This is a genomic window from Rhizobium sp. 21-4511-3d, from assembly GCF_053522545.1.
In genome coordinates this window covers 97,438-123,887 of sequence record NZ_JBNWCF010000018.1, presented here as the reverse complement: position 1 = coordinate 123,887, position 26,450 = coordinate 97,438, and the positions used below count along the sequence as shown (strand labels likewise).

At 57.5% G+C, this 26,450-nt stretch carries 26 protein-coding genes and 2 pseudogenes; 15 read left to right on the top strand and 13 right to left on the bottom strand.

All coding sequences use genetic code 11. The annotated features are described in order from the left end of the window. The first annotated feature begins 336 nt into the window (after window positions 1-336). Window positions 337-486, top strand: a complete 150-nt coding sequence (locus tag ACQZ5H_RS29130) for a HipA N-terminal domain-containing protein (protein ID WP_449099744.1) — start codon at window positions 337-339, stop codon at window positions 484-486. Between the two features lie 163 nt (window positions 487-649). Then, window positions 650-1,378 (top strand): annotated as a pseudogene (locus ACQZ5H_RS29125) (type II toxin-antitoxin system HipA family toxin); the annotation flags it as partial. A 162-nt stretch (window positions 1,379-1,540) separates the two neighbouring features. Here ACQZ5H_RS29125 and ACQZ5H_RS29120 read toward each other — a convergent pair. The 4 genes and pseudogenes from ACQZ5H_RS29120 to ACQZ5H_RS29105 all read right to left on the bottom strand — a co-directional run. Beyond that, a pseudogene (locus tag ACQZ5H_RS29120) lies at window positions 1,541-1,870 on the bottom strand (PIN domain-containing protein); the annotation flags it as partial. Between the two features lie 395 nt (window positions 1,871-2,265). After that, window positions 2,266-2,442 carry a hypothetical protein gene (locus ACQZ5H_RS29115; protein ID WP_449099743.1) on the bottom strand — a complete coding sequence of 59 codons (177 nt, stop codon included), beginning with the start codon at window positions 2,440-2,442 and terminating at the stop codon, window positions 2,266-2,268. 26 nt (window positions 2,443-2,468) lie between these two features. After that, complete coding sequence (locus ACQZ5H_RS29110; RefSeq protein WP_449099742.1) at window positions 2,469-2,807, bottom strand: AAA family ATPase; 339 nt, start codon at window positions 2,805-2,807, stop codon at window positions 2,469-2,471. 202 nt (window positions 2,808-3,009) lie between these two features. Further along, a complete protein-coding gene (locus tag ACQZ5H_RS29105; protein ID WP_130279849.1) occupies window positions 3,010-3,240 on the bottom strand; it encodes a DUF2934 domain-containing protein in 231 nt (76 codons plus the stop codon). 352 nt (window positions 3,241-3,592) lie between these two features. Between ACQZ5H_RS29105 and ACQZ5H_RS29100 the strand changes: the two genes are divergently transcribed. Both ACQZ5H_RS29100 and ACQZ5H_RS29095 read left to right on the top strand, forming a co-directional pair. Continuing rightward, entirely contained in the window at window positions 3,593-3,784 is a 192-nt protein-coding gene (locus ACQZ5H_RS29100) for a hypothetical protein (protein ID WP_449099741.1), read from the top strand. Between the two features lie 147 nt (window positions 3,785-3,931). Further along, a complete protein-coding gene (locus ACQZ5H_RS29095) occupies window positions 3,932-4,309 on the top strand; it encodes an NUDIX hydrolase (RefSeq protein WP_449099740.1) in 378 nt (125 codons plus the stop codon). Between the two features lie 540 nt (window positions 4,310-4,849). Here ACQZ5H_RS29095 and ACQZ5H_RS29090 read toward each other — a convergent pair. Continuing rightward, window positions 4,850-5,062: an acetyltransferase gene (locus tag ACQZ5H_RS29090; RefSeq protein WP_449099739.1), complete on the bottom strand. Its 213-nt coding sequence runs from the start codon at window positions 5,060-5,062 to the stop codon at window positions 4,850-4,852. A 110-nt stretch (window positions 5,063-5,172) separates the two neighbouring features. Here ACQZ5H_RS29090 and ACQZ5H_RS29085 point away from each other — a divergent pair, with 110 nt between their 5' ends. Together ACQZ5H_RS29085 and ACQZ5H_RS29080 are read left to right on the top strand one after the other, a co-directional pair. Beyond that, complete coding sequence (locus ACQZ5H_RS29085; RefSeq protein WP_112712701.1) at window positions 5,173-5,517, top strand: low affinity iron permease family protein; 345 nt, start codon at window positions 5,173-5,175, stop codon at window positions 5,515-5,517. Between the two features lie 722 nt (window positions 5,518-6,239). Further along, the gene (locus tag ACQZ5H_RS29080; RefSeq protein WP_130279487.1) at window positions 6,240-6,578 is read left to right on the top strand and encodes an ArsR family transcriptional regulator; all 339 of its coding nucleotides are present in this window, start codon (window positions 6,240-6,242) and stop codon (window positions 6,576-6,578) included. Window positions 6,579-7,675: 1,097 nt separating this feature from the next. On the opposite strand, the gene ACQZ5H_RS29075 is transcribed toward ACQZ5H_RS29080, so the two are convergent. The 3 genes from ACQZ5H_RS29075 to ACQZ5H_RS29065 form a co-directional block, all read right to left on the bottom strand. Then, a complete protein-coding gene (locus tag ACQZ5H_RS29075) occupies window positions 7,676-8,506 on the bottom strand; it encodes an inositol monophosphatase family protein (protein WP_130279486.1) in 831 nt (276 codons plus the stop codon). An 859-nt stretch (window positions 8,507-9,365) separates the two neighbouring features. Next, window positions 9,366-9,623, bottom strand: a complete 258-nt coding sequence (locus ACQZ5H_RS29070) for a hypothetical protein (RefSeq protein WP_246777738.1) — start codon at window positions 9,621-9,623, stop codon at window positions 9,366-9,368. A gap of 334 nt (window positions 9,624-9,957) precedes the next feature. Beyond that, window positions 9,958-10,260 (bottom strand): hypothetical protein, encoded by a 303-nt coding sequence (locus ACQZ5H_RS29065; protein WP_130279484.1) that lies wholly within the window; start codon window positions 10,258-10,260, stop codon window positions 9,958-9,960. 182 nt (window positions 10,261-10,442) lie between these two features. Between ACQZ5H_RS29065 and ACQZ5H_RS29060 the strand changes: the two genes are divergently transcribed. Next, window positions 10,443-11,957: a cyclic nucleotide-binding domain-containing protein gene (locus tag ACQZ5H_RS29060; RefSeq protein ID WP_130279483.1), complete on the top strand. Its 1,515-nt coding sequence runs from the start codon at window positions 10,443-10,445 to the stop codon at window positions 11,955-11,957. Window positions 11,958-12,460: 503 nt separating this feature from the next. Further along, a complete protein-coding gene (locus ACQZ5H_RS29055; protein ID WP_130279482.1) occupies window positions 12,461-12,907 on the top strand; it encodes an Rrf2 family transcriptional regulator in 447 nt (148 codons plus the stop codon). 95 nt (window positions 12,908-13,002) lie between these two features. Here the strand turns inward: ACQZ5H_RS29055 and ACQZ5H_RS29050 are convergent, their stop codons facing one another. Further along, window positions 13,003-13,386, bottom strand: a complete 384-nt coding sequence (locus ACQZ5H_RS29050; protein ID WP_449099738.1) for a response regulator — start codon at window positions 13,384-13,386, stop codon at window positions 13,003-13,005. A 454-nt stretch (window positions 13,387-13,840) separates the two neighbouring features. After that, window positions 13,841-14,101 carry a helix-turn-helix domain-containing protein gene (locus tag ACQZ5H_RS29045; protein WP_148194859.1) on the bottom strand — a complete coding sequence of 87 codons (261 nt, stop codon included), beginning with the start codon at window positions 14,099-14,101 and terminating at the stop codon, window positions 13,841-13,843. Between the two features lie 77 nt (window positions 14,102-14,178). Here ACQZ5H_RS29045 and ACQZ5H_RS29040 point away from each other — a divergent pair, with 77 nt between their 5' ends. The 4 genes from ACQZ5H_RS29040 to ACQZ5H_RS29025 all read left to right on the top strand — a co-directional run bounded on the left by ACQZ5H_RS29040 (window position 14,179) and on the right by ACQZ5H_RS29025 (window position 18,156). Further along, the gene (locus tag ACQZ5H_RS29040; protein ID WP_449099737.1) at window positions 14,179-15,171 is read left to right on the top strand and encodes an IS110 family RNA-guided transposase; all 993 of its coding nucleotides are present in this window, start codon (window positions 14,179-14,181) and stop codon (window positions 15,169-15,171) included. Window positions 15,172-15,536: 365 nt separating this feature from the next. Beyond that, window positions 15,537-16,136, top strand: a complete 600-nt coding sequence (locus tag ACQZ5H_RS29035) for a HupE/UreJ family protein (RefSeq protein ID WP_449099736.1) — start codon at window positions 15,537-15,539, stop codon at window positions 16,134-16,136. Window positions 16,137-16,507: 371 nt separating this feature from the next. Beyond that, window positions 16,508-16,762: a hypothetical protein gene (locus tag ACQZ5H_RS29030; RefSeq protein ID WP_130279477.1), complete on the top strand. Its 255-nt coding sequence runs from the start codon at window positions 16,508-16,510 to the stop codon at window positions 16,760-16,762. Window positions 16,763-17,502: 740 nt separating this feature from the next. Next, a complete protein-coding gene (locus tag ACQZ5H_RS29025; RefSeq protein ID WP_449099751.1) occupies window positions 17,503-18,156 on the top strand; it encodes a 3'-5' exonuclease in 654 nt (217 codons plus the stop codon). Window positions 18,157-18,389: 233 nt separating this feature from the next. Here ACQZ5H_RS29025 and ACQZ5H_RS29020 read toward each other — a convergent pair whose 3' ends face one another. The 3 genes from ACQZ5H_RS29020 to ACQZ5H_RS29010 are packed head-to-tail and all read right to left on the bottom strand — an operon-like array spanning window position 18,390 to window position 23,834. Further along, window positions 18,390-21,653 (bottom strand): error-prone DNA polymerase, encoded by a 3,264-nt coding sequence (locus ACQZ5H_RS29020; RefSeq protein ID WP_449099735.1) that lies wholly within the window; start codon window positions 21,651-21,653, stop codon window positions 18,390-18,392. Beyond that, window positions 21,650-23,161 (bottom strand): Y-family DNA polymerase, encoded by a 1,512-nt coding sequence (locus tag ACQZ5H_RS29015; RefSeq protein ID WP_449099734.1) that lies wholly within the window; start codon window positions 23,159-23,161, stop codon window positions 21,650-21,652. Before ACQZ5H_RS29015 ends, ACQZ5H_RS29020 begins: the two co-directional genes overlap by 4 nt. Then, complete coding sequence (locus ACQZ5H_RS29010) at window positions 23,082-23,834, bottom strand: ImuA family protein (RefSeq protein WP_449099733.1); 753 nt, start codon at window positions 23,832-23,834, stop codon at window positions 23,082-23,084. Before ACQZ5H_RS29010 ends, ACQZ5H_RS29015 begins: the two co-directional genes overlap by 80 nt. A 595-nt stretch (window positions 23,835-24,429) precedes the next feature. Between ACQZ5H_RS29010 and ACQZ5H_RS29005 the strand changes: the two genes are divergently transcribed. The 3 genes from ACQZ5H_RS29005 (at window position 24,430) to ACQZ5H_RS28995 (ending at window position 26,089) form a co-directional block, all read left to right on the top strand. Beyond that, window positions 24,430-25,122, top strand: coding sequence for a hypothetical protein (locus ACQZ5H_RS29005; protein ID WP_449099732.1), 693 nt, complete (start codon window positions 24,430-24,432; stop codon window positions 25,120-25,122). 86 nt (window positions 25,123-25,208) lie between these two features. Then, on the top strand, window positions 25,209-25,769 hold the full coding sequence (locus ACQZ5H_RS29000) for a GXWXG domain-containing protein (protein ID WP_449099750.1): 561 nt from the start codon (window positions 25,209-25,211) through the stop codon (window positions 25,767-25,769). 149 nt (window positions 25,770-25,918) lie between these two features. After that, window positions 25,919-26,089 (top strand): hypothetical protein, encoded by a 171-nt coding sequence (locus ACQZ5H_RS28995; RefSeq protein WP_165402639.1) that lies wholly within the window; start codon window positions 25,919-25,921, stop codon window positions 26,087-26,089. The last annotated feature ends 361 nt before the right edge of the window (window positions 26,090-26,450 follow it).

Sequence of the window (26,450 nt, the reverse complement as noted above, 5' to 3'; positions counted from 1 at the left end):
TCGCCAACGGCCATCCAAATAGCCAAATCGACGACCTGCTGCCGTGGACCTATGCCGCAAGGCACGAACTCAAAGCCGTGGCCTGAAAACAGCGCTTACACTGATGGCCAAGACCGCGGCAATTCTCGGCGTCCATCTGCTTCATCAAGGGAAAGCTGTCCGAGTTGGCACGCTCACCCGCAGTGCTGCCGGTGAAACGGCATTTATTGTCGAGGAAGCCTATCTTCGCGGTATGGGCCGTCCGATCCTCAGCCTTTCCTGGTTAGAGCCAGCCAGCGAGCAAGGCACAATGGAACGGCTTGCCTATCGCGGCGACAAAATTGGCATATTGGCACTTTGCCACCCTGGTTCGCCGGCCTATTGCCTGAAGGCGCCTTGCACGATCTTTTATTACACGAAATGGGCCCAGGCGATCATGACCAGTTCGATCTCCTCACGCGGCTCCGTGCGGATTTACCAGGCGCGATGTTAATCACCCGAAACTGAGACACCAACATCGGCTGGCCCGCTAAGGCTTGAACAAGTCGCTGGTTTTGACGCCCCCGTCCTCAGGGAACTGTGAAATTTTCCCTTGCCGGGGTTCAACTGAAATTTGCCGGCCGGATGGACGGAGATCGCTTGACCGTGCCGGCACAGGCGGGCGACGCACGGTATCCTGAAGGTCCCGACAGAACGTTTTTCCAATTTACCGGAACTCGAGTTTGCCGGAATGACGCTTGCCCGCTCAGTCGGCGTAACGACTGCCGATTTCCGGCTGCTGTCCGTCGAACACGTAAGGGATATTCGACCTGAATTCCTAAAGGCTGGCCCCCAAGCGCTTGTTGTCGATCGTTTCGACCGCGGCGCTGACGGTCTGCGTACCCACATGGAAGACATGGCCCAGATCCTTGGCGCGCTTGGCGAGCGCAAATATACGATGGGCACTGGAGAGACGGTGCTTAACATGATCCGACGGTTCAGCACCGATTGGAGGGCCGATGTCCTAGAAGGGTTTCGTCGCATTGTTGCCGACATATTGATCGGCAACGGCGATAACCATCTCAAGAATTGGTCCTTTCTGTTTCCAAGCCCAGGCGAGATCCGCCTGTCGCCAGCCTGCGACATCGTCCCGACCGTGCTCTACATCCCCGACGACCAGATGGCGCTGCAGTTCGTCAACACCAGCAACTTTAACACCGTGACGGTTCGCCGCTTCCGTCGCGCGGCAAAGTTCTTAGGCCTTGAAGAAGATTGGATCGAAGCTGAGATTAGCAGGCAAGTCAAACACGCTGTCGAAGTTTGGCAGACCCTTGTCCCGTCCTTGCTCGACGAGAAGCGCGCAGTTCACTTCCTAGACAGGTTGAGAACGCTTACTCTTGTGCAGGAGGTGATCGGCTGAAACTGTTCAGGTCATGAGGTATTGAGGAGAAGACCGGCCGTGAAACGAGACAATCATGCTAGCCCATGTCGTGGCGGGACGCTGTGAGGCGCCGGGCGAGCCTCCATTTTTTCGCCTGCCCTTATTGGCTTTGCGGGACACCCTTGAGGAAGACGAACTTAGCACAAAGGTCTCTCCGCCCAACCACGCTCCGTCATGTGCAATGACGCTGTCTGCGAAGTCGCGGCCCAGCTTCGAGTACTGCCAATCCAGCCCCAACTGCAGGTCGGTTCATCGAAACGTTTCCGGCATCTAGCAGGTCGCGGATCGACTGTGCCACATCTTCTTTTGAAAGTTGGCACCGCGCCAAAGCACCCACGCAAACTCACATAAGCTTGGCAACGAGAATGCTATGAGCGAAGCGCGTTCAAGCAGAGCCGCAGCCACTTCCCCTGTAGCCTGTAGCGGGTCATCCTGCAAGACCGCGCGAGCCAAAACGTTAGCGTCCGCAATGCGATTCCACGACGTTATCGAGGTCGTAAGCGTTATAAGTCCCCCCGCCCCAAGACCTCCAGAACCCTGTTCTGCCGGTCTTTCATGGGCGTAGAACAGTTGTCCGTTGCCGCCGCCGCAAACCTTGAATCGGCGCATTACACCGCCTCCCGCGCAAAGAAGACAACAATCGGTAGCGTAGTCGAACCGTTTGGCCAGCTTGATGCGGGCTCCCAGGCCCCGAAGGAGCTCGGGACTTTGAATTCGCGGCTCTGGTCGTCACCCGTATCATGGAGGCTGCAGCGACGGAATTGCGCAAGATATCAGTAAGGGTCCTGCCGTCCGACATCTTGCCGTCCCATAATTCGATTTGGCATCGCATGTGTTGCACGGGGACGAGATGTCTGTCTCTTCGGCTATAGGTCAAGCAAAAGTCGGACAGCGTCTGGAAGCGACATGGCCGTCACATCGTTGGGGAGGGGGAAGGTTTCCTGGCCGGGATAAACGACGATGCGCTTCTGCGGCTGGATCTCTTCGCAGGCAAAATAGAACCCCTTTTCGAGTTTTGGCGAAAGATTTCTCTTGATCTCCACTGCCCAAGGCTTCTCACCTGCAGGGGTCAGGAGGAGATCGATTTCGGCGCCGGCCGACGTGCGACGCCGGATTGCCTGAGAAGATCGATGGAGGCCGATCCGAGAAGCAAAAACTGGCCAGCGCGCCGACCGGCTAGGCGGGTTCGATCGATCAGGCCACGAAGGGTCTGAAACACGCCTGGGAGGCGATGAACTTCATCGAGAATGACCAGCTTGTCGTCATGGCCCGATAGATAAAGCTCTGGTTCCGAAAGCTTGGCCCTGTCAGCCTCCGATTCCAGATCGAGATATATAGACGGCCTGGTTTTTCCGACACCGATTGCCAAGGTTGTCTTGCCGACCTGACGAGGTCCGAGCAAAGCCACGGCAGGACTTTCCTCAAGAAGAGCTAAGAGCTTGGATTCAATTCTACGCAATCATCATCCTTGCATTTATGGATGTAAACTCCACAAATGCAAGGACCAATGTGTGGGTCTAGCTAGAGCTGGAGGCTGTGCCCCGTCAGGTGTCGTCGCCGTCATCCATTGTATGTACCTAGCCTCAACCTCTTTCGACCTTGGCGTCTGATCAGTCCGGGCTGATGGTTGAGGGCGGTCGGATATTCGAGTCCTTTGAGGCGTCGTCATTGAAAGCGCGTTCGGCTTCCTCGTTCGCCCTGATAATCTCTGCCGCCTCTTCTTCGCTGACTTGTTGCGCCTCGCCGGCACGCTTCCAATGATCGTCGTGCTTCCCCTCTGGGCGACCCTCATCCTCCCAGATCTTATAAGCCCGGTCGCGCCTGTCGTTTTCCGTATCCATTCGATGAACTCCTGTTGGGGCTGCCACCATAAGATCTGGAAGGGCCGATCGTTCCATTGGACGGTTCTCAGCCGGTGCAACGAGCCCTGCCCTGGCGAAGCAACAGGTAATGAAGGTACCGTCAATTAGTGACACGCCTATGAAGCTCGGCGAAAGTTCCTGCACGACTGCTGGCATGGCATCCCCCGCCCTTGTACCGCCCCCGACTGTCAAGAAACTTTCATAAACAATAACTCGATCAGCAGCCGGGTGTCAGGTAGAAGTCCGGCAGCAGAAGGCACCTGATGAAGGAGAGAGCCATGGCGGAGACAGCTAGCATCGCGAAGACCGTGGCATCGCTGCCCGGCCAGGCATGAAGCCAAAAGAGCTGATTTCTGCGGTGCGAACAGGACATTCCGAAGCCACGAAAAAGGATATCGCACGCGCTGCGTTCTATGCGGTCATCCTCGCTTCCGAACAAAAGTCGAAACGAGTGGAAGAACTGCACGGTATCGCAATCGAGACTCGTAACAGCAGTGACGACAGCGCGTTGAATGACCACTGAATGTCCTGGGAACTCTCACACCCATCCTCGGTTGGATCAAAAGCTTGGCGGTGATTGGATGGTTGCCACAGATAGTCCGACGGCGCCTGCTGCTGAATATCAGCAGATCGGCGCAATATGCATGCGACTACAGGACACGGCCCCGAAGTGCTGCTGATTACCGCACGCGAAACCGGCCGTTGGATGATGCCGAAGGGATGGCCGATCGCCCGCCTCCTCCCGCATGACGTCGCCGAGCGGGAGGCGTGGGAGGAAGCCGGCGTTATCGGAAAGGTCAAGCGCAGGATCTTTGGCGAGTTCAGGTACGCGAAGATCCTCTTGGACGGTAGCAAGGTCGAGCCGCTGGCGTCGGTTTATGTTATCAAGGTCCGTCGTCGTAAGAAGCGTTTTTCCGAACGGGCGAAACGAGACGTCATATGGATGAATCCCACGGACGCTGCTCTAAAGGTGCAAGTACCCGAATTGCGAACTCTGTTGCAAGATTTCGCTCGCAGTTTGACACTGGGCTCTGACAAAATCTGGTGATGCCTTAGCTACGCTTCTCGCTAAGCGGCGAACAGAAGGCAGCTTGAAAGAGCGTTGCTGACCTTCTTTTTTTGTGATGGACAAGCCTGGCGGGGACACCCTTCAACGCGCGACAGAATTTCCGGGTAGACCGGGCAGGTGGACATTCCAACGGCCGTCGGAAGACTTTGCGTTGCGTCTTTCCAACGGAACGCCGGATCTACCCGCGCCAACCGGACGGGCAGCGCGTGCGGGAGCCGCTCGTCGTGTCGGTCGACCTCTCCGACATCAAACTGAGCTGACATGGATTGCTGCTCTGCCTGAACCGGGCGGCGCGCAGACGCTCGGTTTCGCCTGGCGGAGCTTCGCTCTTCCGCTAGAGCGTCGCGAGCTATCTTGTTGGTTCCTTCGCGGACCTTGCGGTCGCCTTGATGCGGTCAGCAAGTTTAAGCCGTCATCGTCTGACCGAACGACAGCGGACGAGTTGCTTGACTGCAGCCCGACGAGCGCCCTTCCTGTAATGACCAGGACCGGGTGGTGCATCGTCGTCGGAGGCCCTGATCAGTCGCGGGAAGCCAATAGTTCGCGAAGACGGTTCTTGTCGGTGACGCCAGCCTGAAACCATCCGAGAAGATCCTTCGCGGCGGCCTGCGCCTCGGGACAACCGGAATCAATGGATTTGGCCTCGCAGAATTCTTTCACCAGGCCCTGTACCATCAAGACTTCGTCCGGTCCCAACGGCTGCTTCCCGCTACCGTCAAACGCTTGGAACATCGCACCCTCCTTTGCACGAGCGTCTATGCACGTGAGGGAGCCTACGCCGATCCCGCGACATTGCAACGACGTCGCGTGGAACCCACCCGACGTCTGGGCATTTCGGAGGCATGAGACCGTTGTTCCTCGCATTGTCTGAAGCAGTTGTTCGGGTTGCCGGTCACCGTTTCACGGTCGCAGGGGCGTTCGCACTCGTAATGCTGTGGTGCGCGGCTGGCGCGATGTTCGGCCTGCCAACGGAATGGTTCCTGCTTTCAAACATGATCGGCACGAGCGCGGCGCTGTTCGTTCTTTTGATCATGCAGCATTCGCAGAACCGCGACATGGCGGCCTTGCAAGTCAAGGTGGACGAACTCATCCGCTCGAGCGAAGCTGGCAATCACATGATCGGGATCGAGCGGCTTGAGGCCGAGGAGCTTTCCCGGCTTGCACGGGAGCGTCAGGCAGGTGTCTGACCTCGCACGACGCTCCTGCAGCACAAGCATGCTGGCGCCCTCACCCTGCACGTCCCAAAGCGTACTGGAACAAAGCTCGGATGACGGGGCTTCCTTTCGTCGAAGGAAAACCTCTCATGTCCCATAACATTGCTATCCCATCCGCCTACCTCCTGCTCATCCTGTTGCCTGCTCTATCTTCGACGAAACCGGCCAGCCGTTGATCATGACAAACAAACTGCCTTGGCGAGTGAGTACGCCGACCCTTCAAGCGAGTGTCCATCGATAAGCTTTCTGATCGAAGTCCTACTTCCCGCTACGCACACCCGGAAGAACCGCCCGATTTCGTCCGTGACGAGCTCACCGACAAGTTCGGAGGGCTAGCGACCCAGATCATCGACGAGTGTCTGAAGCAACATTGAGTTCGGGGCCTTCTGAAGCAGACCCGATGGCGATTCATGGACCAACTGGTCCTACGGTAACGAGGCAAACGGCAAGAGCGTGCTCGCTGGCATTCTCGGCCGCTTACGATGACTGCCTATCGTTCTTGTAGGGCTAGTGCTTAAGAAGCATAAAAAGCGCAGCGCATCGAGATCGTGGCGCTGCCCGCTCCAGTAACTCATAGTGAGGCGCTGCCTTGGCAAGATTGCCTCTCTCCGGACCTGCACGCTTTTAGCCGGATATCCGATTAACCATTTACAATATTCTTCTAGTGCCAGTAGTGTCCAGGGGGGAGATAATCTATGGGAAAATCTGACAGTGATGCATTCAATGTGATCTTGCCGTTTGATTTGCAAAAGGCGGACCTACTTTTGCGTACGCTCAGTCACCCGATCCGATACTATATGACGGAACTGATGCTTGAGAGGGAGCGGACCGCCGTCGACTTCCAAGAGATCATCGGCATCACCGAAGGTGCTGCTTTGCAACATCTACGAGTGCTGAAACAGGCCGGCGTCGCCAAAACGCGGCGGAGAGCCCAGACTTTCTATTATTTTTCGCGATCGGTTGAGGCGGCCACGCTGCTTGCTTGTGTCACGGAAATTACCATGCAGTACTCGTCGGCGACTAAGTCTCGTTGAGTTACTCGTCACCGACCTCGATGCCGCGGCACCAAAGGGACGCGACAATGGTCGACAAGCAAATTTGCATCAACCAACCTGCCGACGGGGATTCGCTGTATCAATCGTTGCCAGATGAGCGAAAAGCTCCTCGGCGGACATTGCGAAAATCAGGACAATGACCCTCCACGGTGGTCCCGACGCTGAAAGAGGCCGCGAATGGTCATCGCTGCAACTCGTTTCGCCGGGATTGCCGCTGCAGATGCCAAATTTTCCATACCGCATTTGAATGACTAGCTCGCCGCAGATCTTTCGCAGAGTGGAAAGCTGCTAGGCGTCGATGGACCACTTCCCGTGCCCGTCATTAGCGTCCCGCGCTCGCTAAGCTCACGCATAGGCTTGAGCGCAGACTGGCGCTACGAAGTGTCGTCGACGAGGGCGCGAGCGAGCTTAAGCGCGTTTTCACGATAAGTGAACGAATGGCTTCTAAAACGGCGCGAGCGATGGAGAGGTTTGATGTGGTCCCTAGCGTTTATCAGTGTCATTATTTGGACAGTCGTCTCCGCGCTAGGAGGAGGCGCGGTCGGATCGCTGGCACTTGCCTTAGCAGCTTCATTTGGCGCTGGTGTCATTGGAATTTGTCTCAAGTGGGGCGAGCGGAGCCTATGGATCGGCATAACGGCCGGGCCCGCATTGCTGCTGATCATTCTACTCTCGGCGGCCATATCAGACCGTATGGCTCGGCGTCTGCAAAACAGGAAGCGTTCTAAATTTTTCACCTGAAGGTTTATGGATCTTTCAGTTGTTCTCGGCGGACAATCACGACCTCTTGGTCTGCCGATGACGGTCGGAGTTACCGACTTTTTCGATCTAGTGGCCGTCGACATGGCCAATCGACCAGGCCCTTCCTGTTCCGAGCGTTCAGGCTCAACGGGCTTCCGACGAGCGTAGCACGATACCCACTAAACCCCCTCACCAGCGTACGTTTCCGCGATCGTCTCCGCGACGCATCAGACGACACAGTGATCCTCTTCAGCATTTCAATTTGGAGGCTTACGGTCGAGGCAAGCCCGTCTCGCATTCACCGATGTCAGTGGACCGCGCAGAATGGCGCTAAATCAACGATAGGATAGTGCTTCGAGGATAGCCTTCCACGACTGGCTGTCCGGCGCCGCTAGGAGGTGACCCTTTGCAACTGATGGTCGATACGGCTGGCCCGTAGTGGTTGCTGCATAACCACCCGCTTCCGCGTGAATCAATATCCCAGCCGCGTGATCCCATGGGTTCATGCCTTCGTTTAAGCAAAAGCTCATGGCACCCGTTGCCAACATCCGGTATTCCCAGGCTGAACAGCGCCAAGATGTGACGCGGCTAAAGTTCAACACGCCCAACGCAACCGAAGCGCGCGTTTGAGCTTCGAATGCGTGAACTGCTGCAAAACCTTGCATTTCATTTACTGAACCTGCCTCCGCGACCGCCAGCCGCGTGGAAGCTCCATCCGCCCCCACATGCCAAGCGCCCCCGCCGGGTCGGGCAATGAGGAAGTCCCCAAGCACCGGATAGTGTATAATGCCGGCGATGGTTCTACCCCGTGATACGATCGCCAGGATACTGCCGAACATCGGCGAACCGTGTGCGAAATGCCACGTGCCGTCTAACGGATCAATGACGGCGGCTAGGTCGGCTCCGGAGAGACGATCCAACAACGATGGATCTTCTGACACCGCTTCCTCGCCGATTATCACGATGTCGGGCAGCCTCGTCCTCAGCTTTTCAGCAATCAGATGCTCGGACGCAATATCCGCATCAGTTACGATATCGTCAAAGCTTGTCTTGGCACGCTTCGAGTCAGAGGAGACAGATCGGAATCGCGGCAGAATTTCCTCGACCGCTGCATCGCGTAGATAGCTCATAAGCTCTTCAAGTAGCTCTTCAGCAACACTTTCCATACTGCAACGTGTCCAGATCGCGTGCGCGCTTGTCCAGCTAAATGTCTATCGTGATTCCCACCGGAGACAGCCAAATGATATCAGTTTCAACACGCCCGCAAGCCCGCTATTTGCCCCACTGCCCCGCCTCCGGTAAACGGCTGTGCTGTTTCACCCAAAAATGATGGTAGACACGGCCACCGCTTCGGTTAACGTGCGTGTAGGCATTGGCTAAGCAGACACCATTGCCAAGAGGTTATCGTTAGACTTAATACAGTCCGGCGATGACCTCACCAAATCCTCTGATTTGGCGGTTGCGGCCCTGTCATAGCGGTCTGCGGATCCCGTTGGAGAATGGCTCTCCTACCCTCACCCCGGTGCGCCGATAGCGCTTTTTGTAGACGCAAAAAGATGCGCCGCACACAGCAGAATACGACGCATCTTCTCGAAGGATCACCGTGGGCTAGCAGGTCGTGTGCACGTCTTAGACAATGCGCCCGCAGTGACCGCATTCGAACTGCTTGTATCAATGAAAGTTTCCAGCCGGCAAAAAAATAACGCCAGTGCAACACTGGCGCTAAGTTGGTCATCCATTGGGAGCGCCTCCCAACGCGGGAAAGGAAAGAAGAATGGCAAGCCAATCTCTCGTCGGGCGACCCCTACTGAACATCGACCGGCAGCTGGAGTTCCCGTCTGCCACCGTACCAACGGCAAATCCTACCGTGGTTGGCACGGCAACAAAAGAAAGCTCACGCGACTGAGACGCGCGCGGCTTATTAGTCGTTTCGTGTTAGAGGATCACAAAACCGCTTGGCCCCTACGGCGGTCGCCAATGAGATGCTGATTGGCATCCCGGATTAGGCAGACAGGCCGAGATCACTCAATGGATTGCGGCACCGCCAACCGGTCCTTCGACGACCTTACGTATGGTGGAAACTAAGCGAGCGGTCGAGGTGATGATTTCCGTTGCAATGTCCTCATCGCCCTCACCTACCTCGACGGCCATTTCGCCGACCGCGGCTGCTGCATTGGCGACCAAAACTGAGAGGGCGACCCTTTCGCGAGGAACTCGGCGGGCGAACGCCTCCAAGGTGGCACTGAAGTTGAGGAGGACCGCCGTCATCTGCTCGGGCGTCATTCCAAGCGGCTTTAGTGTGTCTGGCAAAACAGTGACTCACATAGGGAGAAATCGCGTCGACGATAAGCGGCTGGTTCATTCGAACTCCGGCGCTCATGGAGGTGATTTTAGCAAGCTAGGGCGAAACATCGTCTGTTCAAGGTCGGCCGCGGATGTCCTCGCCTCCAGCGCCCCAAGCCTGTCACGATGATCGCCAGCTGCGGTGTCCTCCCGCCGTCCGTATTAACTGACCTCGTTTGAACACTGCAAGTGTTGCCAGCTGACGAGCTGTAAACGGGATCCTATCCGCATCATCGCGGGGACCGACCGTGAGGAAGCGGCTACGGCCGGCGACCTATTGGCCGAGCCAGTTGTACTCGGCGATGGATGCTTTCCCTGACTTCTTGTCGTAAACGCATATCAGGTTGACCATTTTTTTGGTCTTGGTGTTCCTTTCGCGAAGCAGGATCGCGATTTTTCCCATCGTGTCATCGAAGAGGATCGGTGCCGTCGCTTCCGGGGAAACCATCCGTGACTGCCCGATGCACGTGCCATTGGCCTTTGCAAAGAGAGTGTTCCAAGCTGCGTCACTTGAAGCGTCGGCGATTTGCGCGAAGGAGAGACAGCATGCGATGGCGGCGAGTGGAAATTTTAGCATAAGGGTCCTCTTCTCGAATCTGCCAACATTGGCGCGACTTTTCTTGCGAGGAAAAGTGGCATGATCGCGGCCTCATTTGTTGGAAGTCTATCTCGTAAAGGCTTTTGACATCGTTTCGCTTGACGGACATATGGGCATGGCTTTCAAGTGGCCGCTTGCCAGGCGGTCCAAGGAAGGCGCGAATGGAAGCAGGCCTCGACACTATCGTACACATTGCCGGGGACCCGATCAGCCAATTCGTAACGCTGGTGTTGTTGTTGGTCCTGGCGAGGATAATCGTTCAAGGGAAGGCCACTGACCGTTTCCTTGTTCACATCGGTTTCTTTGTCCTTCTCACAATCCTGCTTGTCGGCCATGACGTCGCACCATGGACGACGGTGATCGACGATGAAGACCTCCCCCACAGGATGTTCATTGGCATTGCGAAGGCGACCTGGTGGGCAGGCGGAGCGATGGTTATCGCAAGCTCGGTCCGCGTCTACCTTATCATCGAGCGTAAACCGCGTGAAGGTCGCCTCCTGCAAGATCTATTGGTTGCCATCATATACATTGGAGCGGCCCTATCCATAATCGCCTTTGTGTTCGACCTTCCCGTGCGGACGCTCATTGCAACATCGGGGGTATTCGCTATCGTCTTAGGGCTGGCTCTGCAGAGCACGTTGAACGACGTGTTCTCTGGCATAGCGCTGAACCTGGGTCGTCCTTACTCGGTTGGTGACTGGATTGAAGTTGAGGGCGGCGTTCGCGGTCAAGTCGTCGAAACCAACTGGCGCTCCACTCACCTTCTTAACGACGCCAATGATCTTGTCATCGTGCCAAACAGCGCGTTGGCCAAGGCAACGCTGACCAACCTGACTGGCGGCGACGCCATCCATGGCTCAAAAGTGGTAATCCGGGCGCTGCCCTCGAAGTCGCCGGCGCTGATCGAAGAGACCATGAGGACGGTGCTGCTGAGCGCCAATTCGATTTTGAAGTCGCCGCCCCCGTCGGTATCCATTACCGCATTGGACGGTTCCGCGGTTGAAGTCGAGCTCTCGTTCAAGGTGTCGAGCCTTGGGCAAACTGGCGTGGCGAAGAACGAAATCTTCGACCTCGTGTATAGGCACACGAAGGCGGCGGGGATCCAATTGTCCTTGGCGGCGAACGCATCGGCGGTGATGAACCCTGATCCCGGATCGAAACACCCGGGAACGCCGTGGAGGCTGCTGACGTCCATCCCGCTCTTCTCGACGCTTACCGAGGATGAGATGGAGGCTCTGGCCAACAGCATGGAGCGTCTGGCGTTCAAGAAGGGCGTCGTCATCGCTCCACAAGACGCTTCGATGACATCGTTGATGATCGTTCGCAGTGGCGTCGTCACGATCGAACGCGTCAGTGATCATGGAAGAGAAGAACTCACCCGGCTGGCTCCAGGCGACCTCTTCGGCGAGCGCGGCGTGCTGATGGGAGCGCCCGAGCCGGCAACCATGCGCGCCCTGACATTTGTTGTGGTCTACGAGATCTCCAAAGAACACCTCGCCAGCGTGATGCACCAGCGCCCGTCCTTGGCGGAGGAACTCAGTCAACTTCTGGCAAAACGTGTCGAAACAGAAGAACACTTAAAGATCGACGGGCGCTCTGCGGTTGAAGATCATCCGGTGTCACTTGCCGCTCGAATACGCCACCTCTTTGGCGTGCAGCAGCGGAGCATCCCTTAAGCAAGGGTTCAGACAACCTCGTCGGCGTCCCGGGGCTGCCATCGTTGATGGCCTGCCGCAAGCGAGATGTGCTTATGAAATGCAAACATGGGGAAGACTTGTGTCACCCGGAAGATTTTCTGATTTCGCTCGGTGCGCTTCTTCCATAGCCTACAACCACCCCACTGCCCCGGGTCGGCCTCTGCGGGAGCCAGCGTCCTACAGTGACGAAAGTCCCCGCGATTATATCGGTGATCGAGAGTATAGCTCTTGCTGAGATCATAGCGGCATTCGGCGCTGCGTACCATCCCACGCCCACGCCACTATCAAGGTCCAAGATCCCAAACTGGACGATTAAATCCCTATACAGTACGGGATAGTTTTGCGAGCGACACGAGGACTAAAACCGCGTGAGACGCTGGCCGATATTCTCGGAGGAACGTCTCTTCATAGCGCTCACAGGGACCGTTAACAAACTGTCATACTCGCTGGATTTCCGGCGTGGTTGACGCTATCTCACGGCGATGGCCGACACACGTTTTCCAACAGCACTCCATATCGTCGTCACTGTAGCGGTGAATGAGGCCGCCGGCGTGCGAACGACAAGCCCCATCCTTGCCGAAGCTTTGAATACGAACGCTAGTTTCGTGCGAAAACTTGTTTCCACGTTAACGAAGGCGGGCATTTTGGCGTCCAAGGACGGATCGGGCGGCGGTATCGGCCTGGCTAGAAAATCCGAAAAAATCCAACTTATCGAGATCTACAACGCGATACTGCCCGATCAACGATCATGGGCCGCACGCGAAAAAATCCCTTCTTTGTGCGCAGTAACACGTAATATCGGCACCATCAGCGATCAACTCGGCGAGCATGCTGACGCTGCAGTAGCCAGAGTGCTTAGTGGAGTATCCATCGCCGACTGCGTCGCCAAAATCGCGGAATTAGAAACATCCGCTAAAACCGGAAGCTAAGCAGACGTTCCTCACTGTGATTGGTGGCCAATTAACAGTCGGCGCTTGGAACCGAATGAAACACCGGTCCGGAGCTTAAGCGACCGCAGGATCAGTCAGTGACGTACAGCCTGTTTAGCTGTTAGCGATGCGATTTTAATCATTAGTTCATCCATTTGGACCGGCTTGCTGAGGCAGGGAACTCGTGCGAAGCGTTTTGGCATGCGGCTGCGATCATAGCCGGTCACGAAGACAAACGGCACTTTTCGATTATACAGAATATCGGCCAGTTCGAATACATTTTCCGAACCGAGCCGGACATCGAGAACCGCAAAATCGACGGCCGCTTTCGCCAAAGCTCCCAAGGAGCCTTGTAGATCTGGATAAGGGCCGATAACGTTCGCGCCATGTTCTTCCATCGCGAATTCGATATCGACGGCCAGTAGATATTCGTCCTCAACGACGAGGACGTTTCGTCCAATGAGATCACTGAACATCATCGACGGTCCCATCTTTCTCTGAGCATGACATCATACGCTGGTTAAGCAATTTGCGAAAAGAGAGAAGATGGTTTGAAACCGTACAGATATGGAGTACGCGCCATCATGCGGTGCGCATAACGACGGCTTCCGGGCCTGTGGCCAAGCCCGTGTGTTCGGATCATGCAGGGTATCAAGACATCATTTTTTGACCCCTTGATACGGCTTTCCCACCATGGGATCGTCTATCTTCCGTGCCGATCCTACCGCCGCAGCCCGGCAAGAAGCGAAAATTTATAGATCCCGTGGCCATGAGCTCGCATGTCGGCGTTTGCGGTGAACGCGCCCTCCGCTCACCCCAAGTCGGGGCATTACAATGACTTAAGCTCCACCAGTTCGCGCACTTGGTTGAACACGGAAGCCTCCACCCGCCGTAACCGGGCTATCAATCTGGCCTCATCGTCGGTCACAAGGACTACCTCGTGTCTTTCGCTGCTTCCCCGCTCACAAAATACTCCATTGGGAGGCCGAACAGCTGGGCAATGTGGTGGAGCGAAGCCGCGGTCACCCGGTTTTCGCCCTGCTCGTATCTCTGGAGCTGCTGGAATGATATTCCTAGCCTCTCCGCAACAATCTTCTGAGATAATCCCGCATTCTTGCGAACTTCCCTTAGCCGAACGCCGATCTGCAAATCGATTGCCTTCGTCCCGCTTTTCTTGATCGTTTCCAGTTCCATCAACGTCCCCCGACGATATATGTGTCGTCTATCTAAGGCATCCTGGCATCGTTTCACAAACCAAAAGGGATGCAGAGATGGCCGTCGCGACAATTGGACTGGATATCGCGAAGAACGTTTTTCAAGTCTACGGGGCGAACGAAGCAGGCGAGCAACTGTTCAATAGGAAGATAGCGCGCTCGGCAATCCTGGACTACTTTCGTAAGGTGCCGCCATGCGTTGTCGCGATGGAGTCTTGTGCGACAGCCCACCACTGGGGCCGCTCAATTGCCGCGCTCGGTCATGAGGTCCGCCTGATCCACCCCACATATGTGAAGCCGTTCGTCAACCGTGACAAGACCGATGCGAACGATGCCGAGGCGATCCACGCAGCATCTTCCAGGAAGTCGATGCGCTTCGTAGCGGTCAAGTCGGCAGGTCATCAAGCCTCTACGATGCTGTTCAAAACGCGGGCGCTCCTGGTGCGTCAGCGCGTTCAAGCAGTAAATGCGTTGAGAGCCCACCTAGCCGAATTTGGCATCGTTTCTCGTCCGGGAGCTGCCAATGTTCCCACATTGGTTGCAGCGGTCCGCAACCGAACAAACACCATCTTGCCGCCGCAGGCCAGGGCTGCTCTCAGGATCATTGCGAAGCAGATTGACAGGCTCTCTCAAGATATCGCCGGTCTCGAAAAGGCAATAAAGGCTCATGCGAAGGCTGACGACGAAATGAGGAGGCTCATGACGATCCCAGGGGTGGGACCGATGACCGCCACTGCCGTCAAAGCATTCGTACCAGATGCCAGCATCTTCAAGTCTGCGCGCCACTTCGGTTCATGGACGGGCCTTACTCCCCGAACGCTCTCGAGCGGCGAGCGCACCTGGACTGGCGGGATCACCAAAAGGGGCAACTGCGAACTGAGATCGTTGATCGTCGCGGGAGCTATGTCTGTCGTTCGAAACACTAAAGAGGATGCGCGCATCTGGGTGGCCTCGTTAAAGCGACGACGTCCCTTCAAAGTTGCGGCGGTCGCCCTTGCCGATAAAATTGCAAGAACAATCTGGGCGCTTCTTGTTAACGGTGGCATTTAGAATCCGGAACTGCTGGCATAGCCGGCGCGGCTGGTTAACACGGGCCGCTTAGCTTCGGCCGGAATGCCGATCATCGAATGCACAGCAGGCGAGCAACACCGACGAATACCCTGTGCTTGCGAGCACGCTCGAGTGACGGGTGCTTGTCCCGCGTAAGTCGCTGAGGCTCATTGCAAGCCCTTGCATGGAAGCCGTACACTTGGTTGCAGCATCAAGATGTGAGGTAGCTGGCCGGGCGGATCGCAGATACCCGCGATCCGCCTCTTAGCTTCCTCTGCTCCTCATGAGAATACGGCATTTACCCCCTTGCCTTGTATGACAAGTTTGGATCAGATGCGGGAAAGCTCAATGCATGGAGAGGTCGTATGACACGCCTACTAATTCGCGCTACTTTGGCTCTGTGTGGTTTCATCATTCCAGCCGCCGCCTACGCTCATACCGGAGCGGGTGCTCCATCCGGGTTCGCGCACGGCTTCGCGCATCCGATATCAGGTATTGATCACACTCTTGCGATGGTGCTGGTCGGTCTACTGGCTTTCCAGCTTGGCGGACGAGCTGTTTGGCTCCTGCCGATGGCATTTACCGGTTTGATGATTGTTGGAGGGATCCTGGGCATCGCCGGCGTGAACCTGCCTATGGTGGAAACCGGTATTGCCGTCTCGGTGATCATCCTCGGAGCATCGGTCGCGTTCAGGATCAAGACACCGACGGCTGCAGCAATGGGTGTTGTCGGCCTCTTCGCCTTGTTTCATGGGCACGCTCACGGAGCAGAGATGCCTGAAAGTGTGTCCGGCCTCACCTACGCCATCGGCTTTCTCGCTGCGACTGCATCGCTTCATTTGGTGGGGATCGGAACCGCATTGCTGTTTAGCCAGCTTGATCAACGCCGAGGCGCAATCATTACTCAAGTAGCGGGCACCGTCGCGGCGCTCGCCGGGGTCGGTCTCGTCCTCGGCATCCTCTAATAACCGACAAGCAAGAGAAACGCTCCCAATCGTCGCAGAGCTAGCGCCGAAACGATAGGCAGGCCGCTGTTCGGACGGGAGCCCAGCTGGACTTTCGGAGGGGTGTTCTTAGCCAGCGTATCCGGCTGCATCCTATCAGCGTTGACAGGCCCCATTCTCCAGCGTGGGGCTTTTTTCTCAACTTCTACTGAACCGCCGCCTAGCGCGCTCCACTACACGTTCGGGACCCGCGCGAACAAAAACCCTTTGTCCAGACCTGCGCCTGGTTATGAACGCACCGCGATGGTCATCGCCAGGTCACCGTCATCCGCCAATCTTGGAACTCGACCGACACTCTGGCGTTACACGATTCCACAAAGAGGACACGTAGCATGTCGACAGAAAATGCGATCGGCCTGCCCATCCCGGTCGGCGTCATAACCCCTGAGGATGGCTACCAGCAGCAAACCGAGGTCATACCGGCAAAGGAGCCTGACGACCTAGCATCAGCCACTATTCGATCCGTTGAAGCGCTGTGGCTCGCGCCGATGAAATTCACGCTCGCAGCCACATTGGCAACTGCAGCCCTCTCGCTCAATCCTTTCTTCGCGTTGAAATTATACCAGCCGGGTAAGCCGTTGGCCTAAGGCGTCGAGAGCGTATTTCAGTCGAACCTGTGACGAAGTCGGCACGAAGGCCTTCGCGGCGTTTGCATCCCGCTCTTCGATTGCGGGCTGCAGGTTTGATTTAGGCCGGGGAACATCCCGGCGCCAAGACTGTTTCTGGACGACACCAATGAGGAGGACCAAAAATGTCGAAAGATCTCGGTGTTGGCTTCACTGGCATTCCACGCGAACCCGCGACGGGTGTGCGCAAGGTGGCGAAGAACGCTGTGGACACTGTACGGCGCGAAACGAGCGCCGTTGCGGCAGGGGCAGCCGATCACCCACACACGGCAACTGGGCTCCTGCTCGGCGTAGGAGCATTGGCGTTTATGGCGGGCTTCGTCTTCGGCCGCGGGGCTGCGGATCACACCTCCACTTGGCGATAGCTGGAAGGCTCGCAACAGCCTGCTCGAATATGGCCGACGTACCCGGGTACAGCCGAACGGCTGACTTGGGCTGAGGTCAGCTGGCAGGGACAAGCAAATGGTTGCCAACGGCACCAAAAAATTTTCAGACGGATGAGGTCTTCCGCTTTTGCCAACGGCGAAAGGGACGACAGATTTCTTGTAGGTTAAATAGTCGAGCTCTCCGGTCTGCGCGCGTTGAGCGAAGGCCGGAAGCCGAGCTGGGATTGACGTACCGGCAAAGCGCCGCATAAACAGATGAAATGATGACTATGGGCCTGGTGAAACGGGGTCCAGTCTCTTCAAGGTACCGGTCCTATCTCACAATCGCTTGAAGATTACGCACGTGGCAGCTTCCTGTCTCTCGATATCGAAGGCGACGGTAACAAAGACCAGCGCCCGGTTGAAATCTCCCTGTGCCAGTTCGATGGCGGGCTGTTTACCCGGGAGTGGCACTGGTTGGTCGACCCTGGAAGAGCGATCAGCTACTTTGCGACAAAAAAGCATGGACTGCGTGACGGCGACGTCAAGGGAGCGCGAGCATTTGCGGAAATCTCACATGAGATTGCCGCGGCCGTGGAAGGGCGGGTCTGCGTCGCTCATGATGCGATCGGCGACCTCTTGATGCTTGGCGAAGGCGACGTTCGAACACTGGACCTGCCAAGTCGAATCTTCTGCACCTACCGAATGGCCAAGGCCGCCATCGCTCGCGGCCAGCCTGTCAGCCCCGGGGTGGTGAGCTTGAGCGAGTGGCTTGGAATCGGCGAGCCGCCCGAGACGTTGCAGCGGCGCACTGTTCATTCAAGCTCGCTCGACGCGTGGCGGACCGGGCAAATTTTTCTTGCCCTCGCTTTGCAGCTGGCCGGGAACGTCCCTGCAGATCGGCAAGAGATCGACCGCTTCTGTATCGGACAAAAATCTTTGCAGTCCGTCAAAGCAAAACTTGCAAAGCGTCGATCAAAGGCCGTTTGACCGACCGAAAACCGCTCATCGGCGCCAATGCCCCGACGCCGCCGCCATTGACCGGTCATCGGCGGCCCTGGCATCGCTACACCCGCCAGCTCGAGTGCATGGTTATCAGTTTGCCGGGCCAGGCTCGATGAGGGACTGTCGTCTTTGGACATGATCCGGTCGGCGAGCTTTCGTCAACCGGCTCATGTTTTTCGGCTTTCCTCACAGCAAACGGGCGCCGCCCGACCTGGATATCACTGAAAATTCCGGCTCTTTACCTTCAGCGTATCGATATGCAGATCCGGAATAAAGATATCTCTTGGCCTGACGGACGGCCTGCGATCCCGTGAATCCGGACTTCCAGGAGATCCGTGGGCGAACTCATCACCCCTGCCCGTCGGCAGCTTGAAGTCGAGATCGCGGTCAGCAAGCCCTGTCAGATCGTCGGAGAGATCGAATAGTTGCTGGGCGACAAGATGGACGACGTCACCTTCGCGCTGAATCCTGCCGTTGATCGCCATCATCGACGATCCCAGCACCACCCGACGCCGCTTCTCGAATAGCGACGGCCAGACGACGACATTGGCAGGGCCGGTTTCGTCTTCGATAGTGATGAACATGACGCCCTTTGCGCTGCCCGGCTTCTGGCGGACAAGAACAAGGCCGGCGGTCATCAGCCATCGACCGTCGCGGGCGCTCATGGCGTCTGAACAGGTGACGATGTTTCGCCTCGCGAGATCGGCCCTCAGGAAGGAGATCGGGTGGTCACGGAGTGTCAGGCCGACATGGCCGTAGTCCTGGATGACATTATGCCCTTCAGTCATTTGGCGCAGATGGACTTCCGGTTCCTGTTGTTCGGCTATCACCGTTGCCTCGCGCTCGGCTGCTGCGGCAAACAACGGCAAGGGCTCGTCGCGTAGCGCCTTAATCGCCCAGAGAGCGTCGCGACGTTCAAGCTCCATTGACGGCAGGAAGGCGTCCGCCTCGGCAAGTTGTTCAAGGGCTTCCGTTGGGACGTTTGAACGTCGCCACAAGTCATCGACACTTTCGAATACCCGGTTCATGCGGGCAGCAACAATGCGTGCCGCGTCGGCGACGGCCAACCCCTTGACCATTCGCATGCCAAGTCTGACCGCATGCCGGCCCGTATTGTTTTCGAGCTCCTCAAGCGTGCAGTCCCAGCGTGAGCGATTGATACAGACGGGCCTGACTTCCACGTTGTGATTTCGGGCGTCTCCGACGATTTGCGCAGGCGCGTAGAAGCCCATGGGCTGGGAGTTCAATAGCGCTGCACAGAAGATATCAGGGAAATGACACTTCACGTAGTTGGAAGCATAAGCGATCAGTGCGAACGACGCCGCGTGGCTTTCAGGGAAGCCATAGCTGCCGAAGCCTTCAAGCTGACTAAAGGTTTTCTCTGCGAATTCAGATGAGTATCCGTTCTTGATCATGCCTGACACGAGCTTGTCCTTGAAGCGTGAGACGCCGCCCGTAAACTTGAAGGTCGCCATGGATTTTCGAAGCTGGTCGGCCTCGCCACCGGTGAAGCCGGCACAGACCATGGCGACCTTCATTGCCGACTCTTGAAACAGCGGGACGCCCAGCGTCTTGCCGAGGACGGCCTCCAGTTCCGGTGTCGGGTACTCGACCTTTTCCTTGCCTTCTCTCCTGCGGAGGTAAGGATGGACCATATCGCCCTGAATCGGGCCTGGCCGAACGATCGCTACCTGGACGACGAGGTCGTAGAAGGTCCTCGGCTTCATACGCGGCAACATCGCCATTTGCGCGCGGCTCTCAATCTGGAAAGTCCCAAGCGTATCCGCCTCGCGTATCATTGCGTAGGTCGCGGCGTCCTCCTGCGGTATAGAAGCAAGATCCAGGGGTTGGTGTTTATGGTCGCGAATGAGATCGAAGGCCTTCTGCATGCAGGTGAGCATGCCGAGCGCCAGGACGTCGACTTTCATGAACCTCAAGGCTTCAACGTCGTCCTTATCCCATTCGATAATCTGACGATCGGCCATGCTTGCCGGTTCTATGGGAACGAGCTCGTCCAGGCGATCATGGGTGAGGACGAAACCGCCCGGGTGCTGGCCAAGATGACGCGGCGCTCCCAGCAACTGTTGGGCGAGCTTGAGGGTCAAAGCCAGCCGGCGGTCCGCGGGATTGAGGTTCAGTTCCCGGATATTGCGATCGGGCACTTCCTCTGACCATGACCACATGCCCGAGGACAACGCCTTGATGACGTCTTCCGGCAAGCCCAGCGCCTTGCCCACATCACGGATCGCGCCCTTGGCCCGGTAGCGCGTGACCGTTGAGCAGAGCGCCGCCTTTTCCTTGCCGTAGGTCTTGTAGATCCACTGGATGACTTGTTCACGCCGCTCATGCTCGAAGTCGACATCGATATCGGGTGGCTCGTCGCGCTCCTTGGATACGAAGCGTTCGAAGAGGAGATCGTTGGTTTCAGGATCGATGCTTGTGACCCCGAGGATGTAGCAGATCGCCGAATTGGCGGCTGATCCCCGGCCCTGACACAGGATGCCCTGGCTCCGCGCGAATTTGACGATGCTGAACACCGTCAGGAAGTACGGCGCATAGCGCATCTCCTTGACGAGATCGAGTTCATGTCGGACGGCTCTAAGAACCTTTTGGGGCAAACCTTCCGGATATCGTTGGGGGATGCACTCCCTGACATAATGCTCTAACGACTGCTGGGCATCCATGCCGGGAACAATGGCCTCCTGCGGGTACTGGTACGTGAGCTCTTCGAGTGAGAACCTGCAGCGCTCGGCAATCTCCGTGGTCCTGGCCAAAGCTTCCGCATAGCGCGGAAAGAGGCGCTCCATTTCGTGTGGCGGCTTAAGGTATCGGTCGGCATGGCGTTCACGCTCGAAACCGAGCTCGTCAATGGTCGTGTTGTTCCGTATACAGGTGACCACGTCCTGCAATTGACGCCGCCCCGGTTTGTGAAACAGCACATCGTTTGTGACGACAGTGCGAACACGGTGCTTTGCCGCCATGTTGGCAATCTCGTGGAGCCGCATCTGGTCGTTCGGCCGACGTCGCAAGGTGAGCGAAACATAGGCTCGGTCGCCGAAGATTTCGGACATCTTCCTAAGGTGGAGCGCGCAAAGCTCGTCCGGCAGATCAGGAATCAAAATGCCGATGAGGCCATCGCTGTAGAGAGCGAGGTCGTCAAGTTGCAGGATACAATTGTCCTTGCCTCCCCTACCCTTGCCGAACGTGATCAGCCGGGTCAGCCGAGAGTAGGCCGCCCTGTCGGTCGGATAGACGAGAATGGACATTGCCTCTTGCAGGTCAAGACGACAGCCGACCACCAGGCGAACACCCGTGGCCCGCGACGCCTCGAGCGCCCGGACGATGCCGGCCAGGGAGTTTCGATCGACAACGCCAAGCGCTTCGATGCCCAACTCCTTTGCCGTCGCAAACAATTCGTCGGCAGAAGAAGCGCCGCGCAGGAACGAGAAATGGGTGGTGACCTGGAGCTCGGCATATCTCATCCGAATATCCCATGCATGAACCATTTGCGATCTCCCGTCTCCGGATCGACGCCGTCACCGCTGCGGAATATCCAATATCGCTCTCCCATCTCGTTCTCCACCACGTAGTAATCCCGCACGGCCTCAAGCTCGCTCTCGCATGTCCACCATTCGCCGAAGACGCGCTCGGGACCGTCTGCCTTGCGCACATTATGCTGACGTCCCCTCCAGGTGATGCTGCGCGGTGGATAATCCGGCATGAGGGAAAGCGCCTTGATCTCGTCAGGCTGGCGAAGCAGCCGTATCGGCCGTCGCCAGTGGCCGTCCCAGGTCCCTCGGATATCATCCCCAGCAGGCGCAATCCGTCTGACGCTGCGCTCCGGAACATCCGAGGCGACCGGAGCAATACGGTAAACGCGCTGACCGCGATTGCCCAGTATGTCGATCAAAGGCGCAATGTCTGCCGCCGCCTCCTCTACAAGCGACGAGGTCTTCTGTTGCTCTTGGAGTGGTTCGGTCACGACCGCGATGAGCGTCAGCTTCTCGATACCGAAACCTGGCTCGATTTTCTCGGTGCGGTCCTTGAACAATTTCGTCAGCCAGGCCTCGTCGCGAGCGGGCTTGGCAGTTGCTGCCCTTATCGCCTGGAGGGTGCCGTCGGTCTTTTCGACGATCAGGTCTATTTTGCGAGCCCCCAGACCGCGACGTTGGAGCTCGCCGATCAGTTGCTGGATGAGCCGACCCACATACTTGTTGATCGTTTCGGCGGCTGCGATGGGTTCAGCGAAAGCGCGTGATACGTCGATCCGGTCGGCTTCGCGGATTGGTTCGATCGGTTCGGAGATCCGGCCGAACATCTGGTCGAGGCGCCGGCCGACCTCCGGGCCGAACCGCAGCGCGAGCGGCGCTCTGGCCGTCGCCGACAACTCGCCGATGGTCCGGAACCCGAGCGTCCCAAGATCGGCGACGATCTTCGGGGCAAGCCTTAGCAATGCAACAGGAAGCCTCGCCACCGCATGGAACAGTTCACCGCGGCCAACGATGACCGTTTCACGCCTGATCGATCGAGCACAGGCATGAGCAGCGCCCCAGGTGTCGGCGATTGCCACCCGTGCGTTGAGACCCTTGGCTTTGAACTGGCTTGCGACACGGCTGAGCATTTTCTGCTCGCCGCCTTGCAGATGATCGGCACCCTCGGTGTTCATGACGATACCGTCGTTGCCATCCACGGCGACGACGGGCGAGTAGATGGCCAGCGCCCATAACGCAATCCGTTTGAGAGCTAACTGGTCGCCAACAGGGTCGGCATCCACCAACTTCAGGTCGCGAAAGATCGCCTGCGCTTTGGCAGCCGGCATTCCAGGGGTTACTCCGGCCCTGCGCGCCGCGTCATCGGCGGCAGACACCCAACGTCTGGAACCCGACTTCGCGATAACCGCGATAGCCTGATCAAGCGGAATAGAGGCATCGGCTCTCCGAATCCGATCGGTCGCCAGATCGGGGAAGAATATCGATACGACCCTTGTCATCGCAGGCTCCGATTTCAAACTCAGCACACTCGCCCGCACGCGATCTCATTAATTCCAACAACCACCTTGGCCTGCCGACGCCCTGAACCGGGAGATCAACGCTTGGCAGGACGCTGATCCTCCAGCGCGTCGTTGCCGCTGTTGGCTGACCAAAGTCGTTGGCTTCGATCTGTCGTCGCCACCGCCTTACGGCCAGGGCAATCGTACCCTTTCGTTCTGCGGCCAACTGAAGCCGCCTTGAGGCAGTCATGGGAAGTCGAACGAGTTCGCCTACTACCGCTCCGAGACCACCATAGGCCAGGCATTCCTCCATACTGGCAAGGACATCTTCCTCCTTGTCTCCTTCGACAAAGACAACCCGACCGGGATGCAGACCGGATTGTGCCAGAGCAGGCATGAACAGGTCCGGGCGGGTTAGGCACCATACCACCTGACCGGTGGTTCTAGCTGCGATACCAGCGGCGAACAAAGCTGCCGCCGCCCCGTCGACGGTCCCTGCCCCCCCACCCGCGAATTCATGCAGCGCGCCGCGCGCCAGACCACCGCCTGGCAAGGTCGCGTCGATCTCGGCTACACCGAACGGCAGCGAACCGGCACGTCTTGCGATCCCGCCTTCAAGGGCGGAAATGCGCTCTCGTAGGTCGGCGAGAACGTGCTCGCGGGCAACAGTCATCTGTCACGAATCCTTTCGAAATCGCGTTAAAACATCCGGCTTCATGCCGTGAAAAGTTGATTGTTCCCTTTTTGTTCCTTATCTTGACCACCGTCAAGATCGCCGATTCAAGGAATCTATTCCTCAAAAGAAAAGATAAGCGAGGTGAATCAATTCCATAGTGGAAGCTTTCAGCTTAAATGCCGTTATCGAAAAAATTCGCCATCGGTGCCTTGCCTGTTGAAAACCATGCGGCTAGCTAGCTGCCGCGCGATGAGATGCCCTGCGCCTGGAGAAGAGATGGCCAGAAGACACCACAACCTAGCCGGTGGCGATGGCCCCATGCTAAAGGACCTCCGTGACGCAGTTATCGTGCTGGAATGCAGGTTCTGTCATCGCAGCGATGGCTTCGAGCGAAAGAGTCTCGTCGCACAATTTGGCGCAGACGCATGTCTGGCAAAGCTGCGCCGTCGACTGGCGATGGGCTGCGAGCGAATGGTCGGTTCCGAAGGCGATCGCTGCCAGACACGGTTTGCAAATCTTGAGCCGTAGACCGCTGGAACATTCACCTTCGTTGCCCGTTGGCTCCCCTAGCAACCAACGGAGGAGCATTTCCATGACCAACGTCTATAACGAAGGCGCGCCGAGCTTCGCAAGCGGTCTAGCCAAGAGCACCCTGACTGCATTCTTCGACAGCCGCAGCGACGCCGAAACCGCCGTCGAAAAGTTGAGGTCTAAAGGCGTCGAAGACGTGCGGCTTATGCCGGGCTACGAAGCCGACGGCGAAGGAGCATCGTCTGCCGCGGAAAGTTCCGGCTTCTGGTCAAGGCTCGGGGACTGGTTCTTCCCGGACGAAGACCGCGACGTCTATGCCGAGGGGTTGCGCCGCGGCGGTTTTCTTGTCTCCGCTTCCGTCGATCAGTCGAATTACGACACGGCGCATGACATTCTCGACGACGCGGGTTCCATAGACCTCGATGAACGCGCCGACCTATGGCGCACCGAAGGCTGGACGGCAGGCACTGGTTCCCAACAGGCAGCAGCGTCCAAGGAAGACGTCTTCCAGGCGGACGCGGCTGCAGGAAGCGCATCAGGACCTGGCCGTTACACGCGAAGCACCCAAGCGACATCACCGCGAGTGCGGGGATACGACCTGACAGCACTGTCCCGCGACGTGGTCGACGACGTCATCCCGACGGGTCATCAGCGCGACGTCTCCGAAGGGGATCGACCTGCCGGAGATCGGCCATCGCAGGATCAGTCTATTGACGACGTCCGGCAAAGCCAGATGCTTCCAGGCAGCCGCTGACCGACCGGCAATCACGGAAGCCGCGTATGATGCGCGGTTTCACCATGGTTGCCGGAATGAACCGCTTGCATTTGTCCGGAGCAAGGATGACCAACGACCAGCAATCGAAGACGATCGCCTGGTTCGGCTCGCTACCGCCAGTACTGCCGACGGAGATGGTCGGCCTTTGGCAGGGCGAAGGCATTTCTTCCGGTCATCCCCTCGACGGCGTGCTCGAAAATCTGCAATGGTTCGGCAAAAGGTTTCATGCGGATCTTAGAGCCGACGCCCTCCTGTTCCAGTGGCAGACAGGCCGGCTTATTGCCCTGGAGCCGTCTTTTTTGCCTATCAAACTTGCCCTGCGCTTGGCGGCCGTCGGCCGGACATCTATCGCCCGGAACTGGTTTTCGTACATGCAAAAGGCATGCCGCGCGCGGGGCACGACGGCGATGGTCGAACTGCGGAAACTCGATGGCGCGCAGACAGCGGCTATGGTCTACGACAGCCAGCCGATCGGCGACTACTTCAAACGGATCTGTGACGACCAGATCGCTGGAATGATGGTCGTCGAGGGCGACGCGCGCCGATACTTCTTCCGTCTCTGGCGCGTGGAGCCCCGAATTATCAGCGGCTGTGACCACAGTAAGGGTAGCCCGCGAAACGACTGAGCGCCTTTGTGTGGCTGCAGCACGAGCCTGGCGCCGGACGTTCGCTCCTGCCATGACCGCCCAACCGCTCCTTGCCCGCATCATCCGAAAAGACAACTGCCATATGGCCTAAGACCGTGAAATGATGCCGGGCGAACCGGAGGATAACGATGCTGGCGTTGACGATCTGCCTGCCGATTGCTTTTGCGATCGTGCTCCTCGCTGCTGTTGTTTTGCGGCTCATTCCAGCTGGGGGAGAGGTCGAGGGCAGACGCGCCAGCAGCTATCCCCGTCGCATCGAAAAAAGTGGTTTGAAAGATAGTGATGTGCAGCGCTCTTGAACGCTGTGGCAGCATCAGGGCGACTTGATGACGACAAGGCAGGGTCCGCGAAGCCGCCCGATCTCAAGGCCCTCGCTCTGCTCATGCTGCAGGAGAGATCTCCTTCATCATATCGCCGTCGATTGCAGCAAGATGCAGATATTTAGGGCGAGGAAAATTTTTCAAGATTGCGCCGTTGCCTGTCCCGCGTCTGATTGCAGGAGACCCAAGGTGCCCCAACCGGAACGCCGCTCGATCCTGCTTTACCAGTTATTGCGAACCGACTTCGAAGACGAACGGCGCCGCTAAGCGTTCGAGGCCGGACAGACGATTGCAAGGACCACCACCAATCTGTATGTCGTAACCGCCTTTCGGATCCTGG